This is a genomic window from Mesorhizobium sp. B1-1-6 (assembly GCF_006443035.1).
Lineage (GTDB): Bacteria > Pseudomonadota > Alphaproteobacteria > Rhizobiales > Rhizobiaceae > Mesorhizobium.
Map to the genome: position 1 here is coordinate 312858 of NZ_VFWR01000006.1, position 14543 is coordinate 327400.

The 14543-nt window shown below is 61.0% G+C and carries 13 protein-coding genes; 6 read left to right on the top strand and 7 right to left on the bottom strand.

Annotation, left to right across the window (positions count from 1 at the left end; genetic code table 11):
- The first annotated feature begins 5 nt into the window (after positions 1–5).
- The 4 genes from FJ979_RS14840 (at position 6) to FJ979_RS14855 (ending at position 4068) form a co-directional block, all read left to right on the top strand.
- A complete protein-coding gene (locus tag FJ979_RS14840) occupies positions 6–929 on the top strand; it encodes a glyoxylate/hydroxypyruvate reductase A (protein WP_140581813.1) in 924 nt (307 codons plus the stop codon).
- 14 nt (positions 930–943) lie between these two features.
- Entirely contained in the window at positions 944–1300 is a 357-nt protein-coding gene (locus FJ979_RS14845) for a cupin domain-containing protein (protein ID WP_140499561.1), read from the top strand.
- 229 nt (positions 1301–1529) lie between these two features.
- Positions 1530–2573, top strand: a complete 1044-nt coding sequence (locus FJ979_RS14850; protein ID WP_140499559.1) for a tartrate dehydrogenase — start codon at positions 1530–1532, stop codon at positions 2571–2573.
- Between the two features lie 19 nt (positions 2574–2592).
- Complete coding sequence (locus FJ979_RS14855; RefSeq protein ID WP_140581815.1) at positions 2593–4068, top strand: NAD-dependent succinate-semialdehyde dehydrogenase; 1476 nt, start codon at positions 2593–2595, stop codon at positions 4066–4068.
- Positions 4069–4224: 156 nt separating this feature from the next.
- On the opposite strand, the gene FJ979_RS14860 is transcribed toward FJ979_RS14855, so the two are convergent.
- Positions 4225–4914 carry a haloacid dehalogenase type II gene (locus FJ979_RS14860; RefSeq protein ID WP_140499555.1) on the bottom strand — a complete coding sequence of 230 codons (690 nt, stop codon included), beginning with the start codon at positions 4912–4914 and terminating at the stop codon, positions 4225–4227.
- Between the two features lie 321 nt (positions 4915–5235).
- Between FJ979_RS14860 and FJ979_RS14865 the strand changes: the two genes are divergently transcribed.
- Positions 5236–6075 (top strand): GNAT family N-acetyltransferase, encoded by an 840-nt coding sequence (locus tag FJ979_RS14865; RefSeq protein ID WP_140581818.1) that lies wholly within the window; start codon positions 5236–5238, stop codon positions 6073–6075.
- A 13-nt stretch (positions 6076–6088) separates the two neighbouring features.
- Positions 6089–7465 carry an aspartate aminotransferase family protein gene (locus FJ979_RS14870; RefSeq protein ID WP_140581820.1) on the top strand — a complete coding sequence of 459 codons (1377 nt, stop codon included), beginning with the start codon at positions 6089–6091 and terminating at the stop codon, positions 7463–7465.
- A 173-nt stretch (positions 7466–7638) separates the two neighbouring features.
- On the opposite strand, the gene FJ979_RS14875 is transcribed toward FJ979_RS14870, so the two are convergent.
- The 6 genes from FJ979_RS14875 to FJ979_RS14905 form a co-directional block, all read right to left on the bottom strand.
- Positions 7639–8115 carry an Lrp/AsnC family transcriptional regulator gene (locus tag FJ979_RS14875; protein WP_140499549.1) on the bottom strand — a complete coding sequence of 159 codons (477 nt, stop codon included), beginning with the start codon at positions 8113–8115 and terminating at the stop codon, positions 7639–7641.
- A gap of 10 nt (positions 8116–8125) precedes the next feature.
- On the bottom strand, positions 8126–9199 hold the full coding sequence (locus FJ979_RS14880; protein ID WP_140523338.1) for a tartrate dehydrogenase: 1074 nt from the start codon (positions 9197–9199) through the stop codon (positions 8126–8128).
- 80 nt (positions 9200–9279) lie between these two features.
- Entirely contained in the window at positions 9280–10605 is a 1326-nt protein-coding gene (locus FJ979_RS14885; protein WP_140555434.1) for an FAD-binding oxidoreductase, read from the bottom strand.
- Positions 10606–11399: 794 nt separating this feature from the next.
- Entirely contained in the window at positions 11400–12464 is a 1065-nt protein-coding gene (locus FJ979_RS14895) for a cupin domain-containing protein (protein WP_140499543.1), read from the bottom strand.
- Positions 12465–12485: 21 nt separating this feature from the next.
- Positions 12486–13478: a 4-hydroxythreonine-4-phosphate dehydrogenase PdxA gene (gene pdxA / locus FJ979_RS14900; RefSeq protein ID WP_140499541.1), complete on the bottom strand. Its 993-nt coding sequence runs from the start codon at positions 13476–13478 to the stop codon at positions 12486–12488.
- Positions 13475–14521 (bottom strand): four-carbon acid sugar kinase family protein, encoded by a 1047-nt coding sequence (locus FJ979_RS14905; protein ID WP_140581823.1) that lies wholly within the window; start codon positions 14519–14521, stop codon positions 13475–13477. The genes pdxA and FJ979_RS14905 overlap by 4 nt, the downstream gene beginning before the upstream one ends.
- Positions 14522–14543: the final 22 nt, after the last annotated feature.

A 14543-nucleotide genomic window follows, 5' to 3' on the forward strand; every position in this document is an offset into this window, starting at 1 on the left:
GTTTCATGGCTTTTCTTTTCAATTCCGACCCGGTGCGCGCAGCAGTCTTCCGCAAGGTTTTCGCACGCGAGCTCCCGGACGTCGAATTGTTCCACAGCAGCGAATGTGTCGACCCGGAGAAGGTGCGCTACCTCCTGACTTGGACGGCACCAGATGACATCGCGCGCTATCGCAATCTCGAAGTGCTGTTTTCGCTTGGCGCCGGCGTCGACCAGTTCAAGCGTGAAAGCCTGCCTCAGGAGGTGAAGCTGGTGCGCATGGTCGAGGACGGCATCATTCGCATGATGCAGGAATATGTCGTTCTCGGCGTGCTGAATCTCCACCGGGATATGGTGGCGTATCGTGAACAGCAGAAGCGCCAGTCGTGGCTCGGTCTTGCCGCTCCGCAAGCCGCCGAGCGCCGCGTGGGCTTTCTCGGCCTCGGCATGCTGGCGCAGGCGGCTATCGAGCGATTGCTGCCGTTTCGCTTTCCCCTCGCTGCCTGGAGCCGAAGCAGGAAGGAGATCGACGGCGTCACCTGCTTCTATGGAGCGGATCAGCTTGCCGGTTTCCTCGCACGGACGGATATTCTCGTTTGCCTGCTGCCGCTGACGGAGGAAACCCGTGGCATTCTCGATGCGGAACTCTTTTCCCTGCTGCCGGCCGGGGCGAGGCTGCTGCATGTCGGCCGCGGGCCGCAGTTAGACCAAACCGCCCTGCTTCAGGCTCTCGATAGCGGGCACCTTGATGCCGCAATGCTCGATGTCACCGATCCCGAGCCGCTGCCGGACGGCCATCCGCTCTGGCGGCACCCGAAGGTGGCGATCACGCCGCACATCGCTTCCATAACGCAAGCAGATTCCGCGGCGCAATCCGTCGTGGACAATATCCGGCGCCACCGCGCCGGGGAAGAACTGATCGGCCTCGTCGATCGGACACTCGGCTACTAACAGGGAAACATGACATGTCACTTCTGATCACGATCGACACAGATCCAGCCTTCGCGCCGAAGCAGGCATTACCGGCTCCAGAGCGGCTAATTTCGGGCAATCCATCCTTCAAGACGTGGGCGCAGGATGCCTCGAAAGGCGAGAAGGTCCTGACCGGCGTCTGGGAGGCGACGCCCGGCGAGACGCATTCTATCAAGGGCACTACCTGCGAATTCTGCCACATCGTTTCGGGTCTCGTCGAGATCGAGGAGAAGGGCGGTGAGACCAAGACTTACCGTACCGGAGACAGTTTCGTGATGAAGCCCGGCTTTGTCGGCGTCTGGCGCACGATCGAAACCGTGCGCAAGATCTACGTCAGCGTTTACGACTGAGCTCAACGCTCAAGGTCCGGCCGAATAGTCCGCGCGGCGGTTCCAGAACAATCGACTTTCCAGGTTCCGCCCGACGCGATTCGACGCGGCCGGGCGGCTCATTCTCGGCGAAAAATGCGGCGTGCTGTCGACTATTGTTCCGATGAAACCAGGTACGAGATGCCGAATGTCGCTGCCGTGTTGAGCAAGCTGCGACCTTCGGTGCCCATCGGTCTCCAGGAGGATCTCAATGAAGGCTTACACGATAGCGCTTATTCCCGGCGACGGCATCGGCAAGGATGTGACCGAGGCGGGATGGCAGGTGCTGCAGGCGGCGGCAAAGCGAGGCGGTTTCGCCCTTGATCCTACGAAATTTCCATGGTCGTGCGCCTACTATCTGGAAACCGGTGCGATGATGCCGCCTGACGGCGTCGAGATGCTGCGGAAGTTCGATGCGATTTACCTCGGCGCTGTGGGATGGCCAGCGAAGGTGGCCGACTCCGTATCGCTTCACGGACTGCTCCTGCCAATCCGCAAAGGATTCACGCAGTATGCCAACATACGGCCGCACAGGCTGTTGCCAGGCGTTCAGGGCCCCCTTCGTCGTGAGGGTTTCGATATACTGTGCATCCGCGAGAACACGGAAGGCGAATATTGCGGCGCCGGTGGGCGCATTCATTCCGGTACGACCAAAGAGGTCGCGATCGAGACGGCAATCTTCACGCGTGAGGGCGTCGAAAGAATCCTCCGTTTCGGTTTCGAACAGGCGCGGACGCGTCGTAAGCAGCTCGCATCCGTCACCAAATCCAACGCGCAGAGACATTCCATGGTTTTCTGGGATGAGGTCACGCGCGAGGTCGCGAAAGACTATGCCGATGTGGAGGTCTCGCCCTACCACGTCGACGCCATTGCCGCCCGCATGGTGCTGGCGCCTGAAAGCCTCGACGTGATCGTCGCCTCGAACCTTTTTGGCGACATCCTCACCGATATTGGAGCGGCCATCCAGGGCGGACTCGGTTACGCCGCCTCCGCCAATATCAATCCCGATCGCAGCGCGCCCTCCATGTTCGAGCCTGTCCATGGTTCGGCACCTGATATCGCGCATCTCGGCATCGCCAATCCGATCGCCGCGATCTGGTCCGGCGCCATGATGCTCGGGCATCTGGGCGAGGAGCAGGCCGCGGCCGAAGTGATGTCGGCAATCGAGTCCGCAACCGCACGCGGAATAGGCACGATTGCGGGTAAGGACAGCACTGAAGCAATCACGCGGGCCGTGCTGGCAGGACTAAGCTGAAAGAGCAGAGGAAAAGACCATGAACGCAATTACGAAGATTGGTTTCCTGAAAGATGGGGATCTGTTTCGCCAGCGGGGGCTGATTGGCGATGTCTGGCAGCATGCGTACAGCAACGCGACTGTCGATGTGACCGATCCGGCCAGTCTGGAGGTGCTTGGAACCGTGCCCGACATGGGCCGAGATGAGACAAGGGCTGCAATAGATGCAGCCCAGGCGGCGTTCAAGGACTGGAAGGCCAGGACCCATGCCGAACGCGGAGCGCTTCTGGAACGCTGGCACAGCCTGATACGGGAAAATGAAGAGGACCTGGCGTTGCTGCTGACGCTGGAACAGGGCAAGCCTCTGGCGGAGGCACGCGGTGAAATCCGCTATGGCGCCTCCTTCGTGAAATGGTTCGCCGAAGAAGCACGCCGGATCGGTGGCTCGACCATTCCGTCGCCAACGCCCGAGCGCCGCATTCTGGTGCTGAAGGAGGCCGTCGGCGTCTGTGCCATCGTCACGCCATGGAATTTCCCCAACGCGATGATCACGCGCAAGGTGGCGCCGGCGCTGGCCGCGGGTTGTACGGTTGTCATTAAGCCGTCGGAATTCACGCCATTCTCGGCGCTGGCGCTCGGCGTTCTGGCGGAACGGGCAGGTATTCCGGCCGGGGTGATCAACATTGTCACCGGCATGCCCACCGAAATCGGCAACGAACTGATGGCCAACGAGACGGTGCGCAAGATCTCGTTCACCGGCTCGACCCGCGTAGGAGCGCTGCTCATGCGTGGCGCGGCCGATAGCATCAAGCGGCTCAGCCTCGAGCTCGGCGGCAACGCGCCCTTTATCGTGTTTGACGACGCCGATCTGGGCAATGCAGTCGAGGGGGTGATCGCATCCAAGTTCCGCAATGGGGGTCAAACCTGCGTTTGCGCGAACCGGATTCTGGTGCAAGCGGGCGTTTACGACGCTTTTGCCGAAAAGCTGAGCCAGCGCGTAGCGGGGATGAAGGTTGGCGCAGGGACCGATGACGGCACTGAGATCGGCCCGATGATCAACGCGGCCGCGATCGACAAGATCGAGCGTCATATCGCGGATGCACAGGCGAAAGGCGCGCGGATCATCGCCCAGAGCGAGACAGTGCCGGACGGCAAGCAATATGCACGGCCCGTCGTGCTGGGAGAGGCTACGACCGAGATGCTGCTGGCATCGGAAGAGACGTTCGGTCCGGTGGCGCCGCTTTTTCGCTTCGAGACGGAGGAAGAGGCTATCGCGATCGCGAACGGTACGCCATTTGGCCTTGCTGCCTATTTCTATACGGAGAACCTCAAGCGCTCGTGGCGTGTGGCCGAGGCGCTGGAGTTCGGCATGGTCGGGCTCAACACCGGCCTCATCTCGACCGAGGTTGCGCCTTTCGGCGGTGTCAAGCAGTCAGGGGTGGGGCGCGAAGGATCGCAGCTCGGCATCGAGGAATATCTCGAGGTCAAGACGCTTCATGTTGGCGGACTTAACTAGTTGTCTTGCAAGCAGGTGGAGACACCTGCAGCTTCCAAAGTGTTGGAACAACAAGAAAGGGGCGGTGAAAACCGCCCCTTTCTCCGTATTGCGACCAGTGATCATTAACGTGGTGGGAGGGTATCAGCCTGGCGCGACTGCACTAACAACAGACGTTCAGGCGAATTCACGAACGGGCTCCAGCCCGACGGCGCCGGCCAGACCGCCGATGTCCTTGATCTCGGTGTATTCGTAGAAGGGGTTCGCGGGCTCGTGGCCGCGATTCACCCAGACCTTGCTCTTGATGCCAAGATCATAGGCGGTCATGAGATCGTAGCGGAACGAGGACGACACATGCGTAACGGCTTCCGGGCCGCAGCCGAGCTTGTCGAACATATACTCGAAGCCCTTCATATGCGGCTTGTAGGCGCCGGTCTCCTCGGCCGTGATGACCATGTGGAAAGGTGCGCCGAGTTTCTCCACGTTCGACATGATCAGGCTCTTCATGGAGTTCGACAGGATCACCAGCGGAATCTCCTTGGCGACCTTGGCCAGCCCCGCCGGTACATCCGGGTGCGGACCCCATGTCGGGATTTCCGCATAGATGCGCTGGGCGTCCTCAGGCCGGAACGTCACATTGTTGCGCTTGCAGGCGCGCTCCACGGAATTGTGCACGACCTCGCTGTAGGGCTTCCAGGCGCCAAGAACCTCATCGAGACGATAGGCCGAGAAGTCCTTGATGAACTGCGCCATCACGGTTGCGGATAGTCGCGCGCCATAAACGCGTCGCGCCGCGCCGGCCATGTCGAAGTTGGTCAGCGTGCCGTAGCAGTCGAAAATGATGTATTTCGGTCTGAACTGGGTCATGGGCGTCGATCCTTCCAATCTTTCGGCACTGCGTGCCTTTAACAGCGAGGATCATAATGAGAGCCGAACAAGACGAGTCGCCGCATTCGATGCGCCCCGAAGCAGATTGTTTCGTATCGCGGTAGAGCCTTGGCAGAGAGTTGCGCCCGAGACCGTTTCGGTCTGCGAGGGGAGCGCGATCGGCCCGCTGTCCGTCCGCATAACATGCGGCGCCGGCGGCAAAGGAAAGTCAAAACACCTATCGCTCAGCTCCTGGTCGGAAGGAACTGCTGTCTGCGGCAGCCTACCTTGAGCTCAGAGAATTCAGGCCCGGACTGAACCATGACCACGCAGCAAATTACGCTGGAAACGATGACATTCGCGCATCTGAGGGATGCTCTCGAATTGTCACGTCATGTTGGATGGCCGCACCGTCGTGAAGACTGGGAACTGATGCAATCGCTCAGCCAAGGCGTCGTTGTCCAGGAGGAAGGACGAGTGGTGGGGACGATCTTGATGACGCCCTATGGCGACGATGCCGCCACCGTCAACATGGTCATTGTCGATGCCGCAATGCGTGGTCGCGGGCTCGGTCGCAAGCTGATGGAGGAGGCGCTTGCCAAGGCAGGCGGGCGCACCTGCTATTTGGTGGCGACGCAGGAAGGGCTCGCGCTCTACGAGAAGCTGGGATTCGTCGCGACCGGCAAGATCGTGCAACACCAGGGCCTGGCGCCGTCTGTAGACGCACCGGCACATGTGTCATGGGGCAAGGACGGCGACCACGCGCGCCTTGTTGCTCTGGATCGCGCGGCGTTTGGTCATGACCGGTCGGCGCTCATGCGCTCGTTGCGCGAGCGCGCGAAGTTCGCCGTCGTTCGCGATGAAGGCAATGTTCAGGCGTTTGCCGCAGTTCGTCGGTTTGGCCGAGGGCTGGTGATTGGGCCGGTGGTGGGGAGGAAGCTTCACGAAGCGAGATGCCTGATCGACTTCCTGCTGGCCGACAGTGCGGGCGAGTTTGTCCGTATCGACACCGACGAATCCACGGCTCTCGGCGAGTGGCTCACCCGTCGCGGGCTGGCCCACGTCGGCGGTGGCATCACGATGCGACGAACCGCAGACGAGCCGAAGGTCGAAATCAGGTCACACCAAACTTATGCGCTCGTTAGTCAGGCGCTAGGCTGAATCGGAGGAAGAAATGCTGGCCAACTCATTGATCGAACTCGATCGTGCACATCTGGTTCACCCATTTTCAAGCTATCGGAGCCATGAAGAAACGGGCGTGCGGGTGCTCAAATCCGCCAAGGGCGCAACGGTGACCGAGGCAAGCGGGAAAACCTTGCTGGACGGGTTCGCGGGTCTCTGGTGTGTCAACATCGGATACGGGCAAGAAAGCGTCGTCGAAGCAGCGGCGAAGCAGCTAAGAGAGCTTCCTTATGCGACAGGATATTTCGGGCTAGGATCTGAGCCCGCCATTCGTCTCGCAGCGCGCCTTGCCGAACTGGCGCCTGGCGATCTGACCCATGTCTATTTCACGCTGGGCGGTTCCGACGCGATTGACAGCACGATCCGTTTCGTTCGCTATTACTACCATGCCAAGGGGACGCCGCGAAAAGACCAGTTTATCTCGGTCGAGTATGGCTACCATGGATCCTCTACGGTTGGCGCAGGTCTGACCGCGCTTCCGGCTTTCCATGCTGGCTTCGGCGTGCCTTACGACTGGCAGCACAAGATACCTTCGCACTACGCCTATCGCAATCCGGTCGGTTCCGACCCGCAGGCGATCATCAACGCATCGGTCGCGGCACTGCGGGACAAGATCGCCGAACTGGGTGCTGATCGCGTCGCGGCCTTCTACGCCGAACCCATCCAGGGTTCGGGCGGTGTCCTGGTTCCACCGGCAGGCTGGCTGAAGGCACTGCACGCCGTGTGCAAAGAACACGACGTCTTGTTCGTTGCCGACGAAGTCATCACCGCCTTCGGCCGCACCGGGCCCCTGTTCGCATGTGAGGAAGACGAGGTCGTGCCGGATTTGATGACCACGGCAAAAGGACTGACGTCGGGCTACGTGCCGATGGGCGCCGTCTTCATGACCGACCATGTTTACAATACGATCGCGGACGGGGCCGGCAAAACGGCTGTCGGCCACGGCTATACCTACTCAGCCCATCCGGTGAGCGCGGCGGTCGGGCTGGAATGCCTGCGTCTCTATGAAGATGGCTTGCTCGAGAACGGCCGGAAGGCCGGGAGGCGCCTGATGAAGGGCCTCCGCTCGCTCGCCGATCACCCGCTGGTTGGCGATATTCGCGGTCGCGGCATGCTGGCCGCGGTCGAACTGGTGACCGACAAGGCGCGCAAAACGCCGCTGCCGGCGGCGGCAGATCCGGGACGCCGCATCTTCGACCGCGCTTGGGAGAATGGCCTTGTCATTCGCGCCTTCAACAGCGGCATTCTCGGCTTTGCACCACCGCTCTGCTGCACGGACGACGAAATCGATGGTATCCTGGAACGCACCCGGATGACGCTGGATCAAACCCTCGAAGACAAGGATGTGCGGGCGGCGATGAAGGGCTGATCCTCGCCATCGCCGGAGCTCCCCCGTCCAGGCGGCAGACGCCGAGCGGGGACGAAGCAAACCCTCAGGGTGGTGCCGCATTCCGCCAGGTGCCAAGCAATTTGCAGCTATGGGACCTCAGCAGAAGAAAACACCGGCGCGCGCTCCAGGTGTTCAGACCGCGGAGCGGCTTTTCATTTGTCGAAAATGACATCGAGAGGCAAATGGGACTTTACGATCGGTGACTTCAGCACGACGAAGCTGAAATATTTGTCGATCCCGATATCCAGTTCGAGCATGCGCTCCATGATCGTCTGATACTCGCTTATGCCCGCTGTGACGAACTTCACAAGATAATCATACCCGCCCGAAATCAGATGGCATTCGATGACGGAATCCACTTTCTGAACGGCTGTGAGAAACCTCGCGAAGTCGTTTTGTTGATGGTGCTTGAGCGTGACCTCGGTGAAGATCGTTAGAGTCTGTCCGAGCTTGGACACATCGATCTGGGCGGAATAGCCGGTAATGAAGCCTTCCGCCTGAAGCTTTTTCACCCGCATCAGGCAAGGGCTCGGCGAGAGGTTGACCAGGTCGGCAAGCTCGACGTTGGTGACCCGCCCGTTCTTTTGCAGTTGGGATAAGATCTTGATGTCGATCTTGTCGAGCTTCATCGCAAACCTGTCACACGTTCGAACTGCGGATCGTCCGGCAGACGGCGTCCGTCACGTCCTGCGTGGTCGCTGTGCCACCCACGTCCGGCGTCAGCACGCCCTCACTGGTCACTGTTTCCACTGCGCTCATCAACCGGACGGAGGCTGCGCTTTCGCCCAGATGTTCGAGCATCTGGGCAGCGGTCCAGAAGGTGGCGACCGGGTTGGCAATACCTTTGCCGGCGATGTCGAAGGCCGATCCGTGAATTGGCTCGAACATCGAGGGATAGCGCCGCTCGGGATCAATGTTGGCGGTCGGTGCAACGCCGAGACTGCCCGCCAGCGCGCCCGCAAGGTCCGACAAAATGTCGGCGTGAAGATTGGTGGCGACGATCGTATCGAGGCTGCGAGGTTTGAGTGTCATACGCACCGTCATAGCATCAACCAGCATCTTGTCCCACGAGACGTCAGGGAACTCTTGCGCCACCTCGGCTGCGATTTCATCCCACATTACCATGCCGTGACGCTGCGCGTTGGATTTCGTAACCACAGTCAGGAGCTTTCGCGGCCGTGACCGCGCCAGCCGGAATGCATAGCGCATGATGCGCGTGACCCCGACGCGCGTGAAGATCGCGACTTCGGTTCCGACCTCCTCTGGGAGGCCGCGGTGGGCACGGCCGCCATGGCCGGAATACTCACCCTCCGAATTCTCCCGCACGATCACCCAATCCAGATCGCCGGGGCCAACGCCCGCCAGCGGCGAAACGATGCCCGGCAATATCCTGGTCGGCCGCACATTCGCGTATTGATCAAAGCCTTGGCAGATCGGCAGCCGGAGACCCCAAAGCGTGATGTCGTCGGGCACATCGGGAGCGCCGACCGCACCAAAGAAGATGGCATCGAAGCGCTTCAGTTGCGCCACTCCATCTTCGGGCATCATCCGGCCATTGGCCTTGTAGTAGTCCGAGCCCCAGTCGAAGTGCTGGACGCGCAGCTTGAAGTCGCCGCAGCGCTGCTGCAGCGCCTCAAGCGCCTGGAGACCGGCGGCGATCACCTCCGGGCCGATCCCGTCGGCAGGAATGGCGGCAATCTCGTATTCGCGCATCGTCACTTCCCTGTTTTCAGCACGGCTGCTCGCAGCCTTAATCTCGTGTGCGACCGATTGTTACCTGTAAGTTGATCTTCTCAGAATTCAGCGACCTTGCCCCACGCAGCGGTCTTCAGGCGTTCGGGCCTATAAGGACGCGGGTCGACAATAGGCTCGCTGCCTGTAATGATGTCGGCGATCATATGCCCCGCGCCGGGGCCAATGCCGAAGCCGTGACCACTGAATCCCGCCGCCAGGATGAAGCCCGGAATCCCCTCCACTTCACCGATCGCGGGAATGCCGTCGGGTGTACTGTCGATATAGCCCGCCCAGGCATCGGAGATTGCGACGCGCTGGAGTTCGGGGATCAATTCACAGGCTCTTCGATATGTCAGTCGAATCTGTCCCATGTCGGGCTTCGGGTCGAGAATCCGGTTCCGTTCCATTGGCGTAATATCGTCAAGGCCCCATTTGCGCAGGCTTTCATGGCCTTGGCGCCAGCCCTCGAAGGCGCCCGGGGCGAGATTGCGCCAGCGGCGGGCGAACATCGGGATAAACTCGCGGCTGAACCTGAACTGCTGCGGCGTTGGATCGACGCGAGCCCGCCCGCTGATAGCCAGCGTGTATCCACCGTTGCTGCGCCGCGTCAGCGAGACGCTCGCTGTATGCAGGGCATCGGGCAGGCCGCTTGCGCCTGGCGCCACGGCTAGAATGGATTGACGCACGGCAGCTTGCGGGAAGCGCATACCAAGCTGGTTGCAGAAGGAGGAAGCCCACGCGCCTCCGGACATGACCGCGGTCTTCGTACGGATGGTTCCCGCTTCCGTAACGACGCCACTGACCCTGCCAGCGCTCAACTCCAGCCCGCGCGCCGCGCAATGCTGATGGACGGTACCGCCGGCCGCCATGATACCGCGGGCGGCAACCGGCACTGCCTTGGACGGATCCGCCGTTCCGTCAGTCGGTGAGAAAACGCCGCCCTTCCACTTGCGTCCGGTCACCTTGCCCTTCTCGGTGGCTTCCTCCGCGCTCAGCACATGCGTCGTAACGCCCACTGTCCCGGCGAAGTCACGCCACTTCGCCCAGCCCGCCAGCTCATTTTCGTCTTGTGAGAGATAGAGGAGCCCGCACCGGCGAAATCCAGTGTTCTCGCCAGTCTCCTGTGCCACCTTCTCCCAGAGATCGAGGCTCTTGGTCGCCATCGGCAGCTCGCGCGCATCACGGTTCTGCTGGCGGCACCAGCCCCAGTTTCGACTGGACTGCTCGGCGGCCACCCGCCCTTTCTCGACCAGGGCGACGCTGAAGCCGCGGCGTGCGAGATAATACGCCGTGAACACGCCCACGACGCCGCCGCCGATCACGACGACGTCCGCCTCGCGGGGCAGGGAAGGGCTGCACTCGATGTGCATTAGCGGCGCGGGCATCTACGGGACTCCGGTTACTCTGAAGCATTCTAACCCGCGCCGAGAATAGACAGGCTGCGGAGTTGTGTGCCTGGACGGAATATCCTGCGGTTAGTGAGCCTTAGGACATGCAAATTATTGCGTGAAAAGCTCGCTGGCGTCCCACCTCACAGAGGGGAGGTAGGCTGAAGCCTCAAAGCCATCTCGTGTGAAGGGGCGTCGATTGCGTAAGCGGCCTATGGGGTCGAATCCCACGTGCCCGCATGGCAATCCGCGCCGTCGCTGGAGAAGACGTTGTCGCTGCGGCATTGCGGGGCCGGGCCAAGCAAGGCCTCGGCCGGTAGCGAAGCAGACGGCTTGATGTCGGCGTCGGCGAACAGTTGGACAAGGCCGGGCTTCGTCGGTTTGTCGCAAGCGGCTGCGCAGAACGAAAACCGCACGCCTGATCCGCTCTGGATCCGAAGCGCGGTGCCACATCCGATGACAACGCCGCTTGCGGCCCGAGCACCAGCGGGCCGTCCCGGTCGCCGTGGGGATCAGCTCTCCTTCCACCACGACGATGGTTTCGATGTGGGGGAAGCTTGCGACTTCGAGCTCACCAATAAAGCTGGTTCGGCCCACGATCATCGAGTCCGGTCCTTCCCAGGCGATTTCGCGATGCCCCACCAAGGGGTCGTCCTTGCCGAACGCTGCCCTGCGGAAAGAGCTTGCAACGGGTGCGCCGTCGGCGCGATGCAGCACTATAGCCACGGTCATGATTGCTCTTGCGCCTTGCGTCATGATTTCACTGAAACCTAGCAGTCGGTTCCGTCGTGCTAAGCAGTCAACTGGGATCGCTCAGAGTGTGCGAGATCAGTTCCCGCGGGTGGGTAGCAGGGTAGAGCGGTTGACGTTGCCAGCAACACTTCACATCCTTCCTCGCCCAAGGCCACCGCACTGTGCTCAACGCCATATGGAACGACGATGAACTCTCCGGGTTCGATGATCTCTTCACGGTCACGAAATTTCATGAGCAGGCGTCCCCGGTGAACGAAGAACAGCTGATCGTCGTGCTGCCGAAATGACCAGTTAGAGCTTCCCTTGAACAGGGCGACCTGGATTTGCATGTTGTTGACATGCACCTCGACTTTAGGCTCCCAAGGCGCGTGCAGCCCGGCAAACTCAATTGACAAATTCTTCTTGTGAATTGGCGAAAGGTGCTTGTTCAGGGCAGCGACGTCGCGAATGATCGCGGTGAGTTGGCTTGGTAGGTCATTCCCATTGGCCGGGTACTTGCCATCCAAAGCCGCAGTCCCAATCGTAAAACCAGCTGCGCCTGCGCTTTGGACGACTGCGATTCGTTCAGGGGTGTCGATCGAACCTGCAATGTAGACAGGCTTGGTGACCGCAGCGCAGACAGCCTTCATCAACTCGGGCACGTTCTGCGCCGAACGGTATGCCAGCAGGTCCAGGCCATGCACTCCATCGCGCCCTGCAATCGTCTTGGCACTTTCGACAATTTCGTCGATGGCGCCTTCAAGCACGCTCGGATGACCGGCAATCCGACCCGGAAACGGGAAGTACTGGATGCCGGTGTCCCTGAGGATCGGCAGCACATCGTCGACCCGCGTGCCACCAAGAAGAACGTCAACGCCGATTGCGGCAGCTGCCTTTGCCGAAGCAATTTCGCTTTCGCGGTCCAGTGACACGACTTCCAGATAGGAAGTTGCACCGCCCGTCCTGATGGCTGCATTGAGGCCTTTCAGCTGCTCGATCGGCACGCCGATGTCCTTGAACCCGATGTGCCGCACGCCAAAGCTGAGCGCGGTTTGAAGTTGCTGCGACGCGTCCGGAACCGTGCGGTCATTGCGCGTAAGCATGAAGATAAAGCGTAACCCCATCGGTGGTGGTTCCTTTCGAATCTAGTTCGTTTTGGTTCGCGCCGCTACCAGCCGCTTGGCGTAGGCAAGCGCCGTTTCCAAGCTGGCCTGGTCTGCAATCCCCCGGCCCGCGATGTCGAAGGCCGTGCCATGATCTGGGCTGGTGCGGACGAACGGCAGGCCAAGCGTGATGTTCACGCCCTTTTCCAACCCGAGATACTTCACAGGGATCAGCCCTTGATCGTGGTATTGTGCCACCACAACATCGAATCGGCCTTGACGTGCTTGCATGAAGACGGTGTCGCCCGGATAAGGGCCAGTGGCGTCGATGCCCTCGGCTCGGGCCGCGTCGATTGCAGGTTGTATGATCCGGATTTCCTCGTCCCCGAAGAGGCCGCCTTCACCTGCGTGCGGATTGAGACCTGCTACGGCGACACGCGGGATCGCGAAGCCGAGAGCTTTTCCACCGTCGTGGGCGAGCCGAATGGCGGATAGCTGAGCGTCGAAATCGCCCTGTTCGATCGCCTTGCTCAGCGACGTGTGGATCGTGACGAGCACCGTGCGGATGTCATCGTTCGCAAGCATCATCGCCACGCGCTTGGCGCCGCCGTAGTCGGCCAGAATTTCGGTATGGCCGGGGTAGCGGATTCCCGCGCTGGCCATCGCCTCTTTATTGATCGGGGCCGTGACGATGCCGCTCACTTGTCCGGACTTCGCTGCTGCGATCGCTGCAACGATGGCGTCGAAGGCCGCCTGCCCGGAGATCGCGCTGATACGCCCGATTGGTGGGGACCCGGTAATGCGGGTGGTTTCGATAACTTCAATTCGCCGCGGCTCGAATTGAGCTGCATCGGCAGCGTTGATGCGTCGCACCTCGATGTTCAACCCGAGCCGGCGTACAATATCCTGCATGACAACATAGCTGCCGAACACGACGACGCGTTCGCCGCCCTTCGCAAGCACCTTCGCCACGATCTCCGGTCCAATGCCGGAGGCGTCGCCCATCGTGAGAGCAAGCGGGGGAATGTTCTTCATTGGGTTGCTCCACGTATCCGCGCGACGGCGCGCGTCAGGGCGTCGTCACTGCCAAAGCCACCGGCCTTCATCGCGAACAGGAGCGAGCGCCCATCGCCAAGCCTGGCGAGACCAAGTGGGAATCCGGGATCGAGTTCTTGCAGGATCTCGAACTCACGGACGTTGAGAAGATCCAGGATCGCGTCCATCGTGTCGCCGCCGGTGGCGATCAAAGCGCCGAAGCGTGGGCTTTGAAGCTCTTGCGCTGCGTCTTGTGCGATACGGCGCAGCACCGCTGCCGAGTCCGCCTCGCGCGCCCTTGGTCCGCGCAGCAGCATCACGCCCCTGACCTCCTGGAGTTGGTCTGCCTGCTGATGACTGCGCAAATTTGCGCTCCCAATGACGACCAAGACATCGCTACTGATGCCATCGAGCAATGGCGGTGGGGTCTTCGCTTGCACAAAACGCCGCGATAGGGCTGCAGCCATTCCGGGAGAACCAACCCAAAGGACCGACTCTGGATCCTCGATGGAAGCAATCTGCGAATCGAGTTCTTCCTGCGTTTCTGCATCAAGCAGCCTGACATTCTTGATGCAGTTGGGGACCAGGTCGACTAGCGCGGAATGCCGCACGGGATGCACGGGGTCATGGCTATACGCACTTTCCGACACCGGGATGCCGTCAACGAACTGAATGCCCCTCACTGTCGTACGTCCGGCCTGGGGGAACGCCGGCGCGAAGAGCAGCGATTTGCGGCCGCTCGCCGCAAAACATGCTTCAAGCTCCTCCGTTACGTGGCCGCGTAGAGTGGAGTCCACCGTTTTATAGAGCACGGCACGGCTGGCAAGTCGTGCGGTCAATCGAGCGACCGCCTCGAACGCTTGCGACGAAGTAGCAGACCGCGAACCGCTATCGACTGCGATTACCGCTGCCGCTTGGTTCGGAAGCTGGCGTCTGCCGATCGATGCAGTCAAGCCGCGGGCGACGAAAGGTGCTGCGCCATCTGCCGCGCTGGTGAGGTCATCGGCGAGGACCGCTATGCTGGGTTGATGATGGGTGCGCATGCATCAATTAACAAAACGTCGC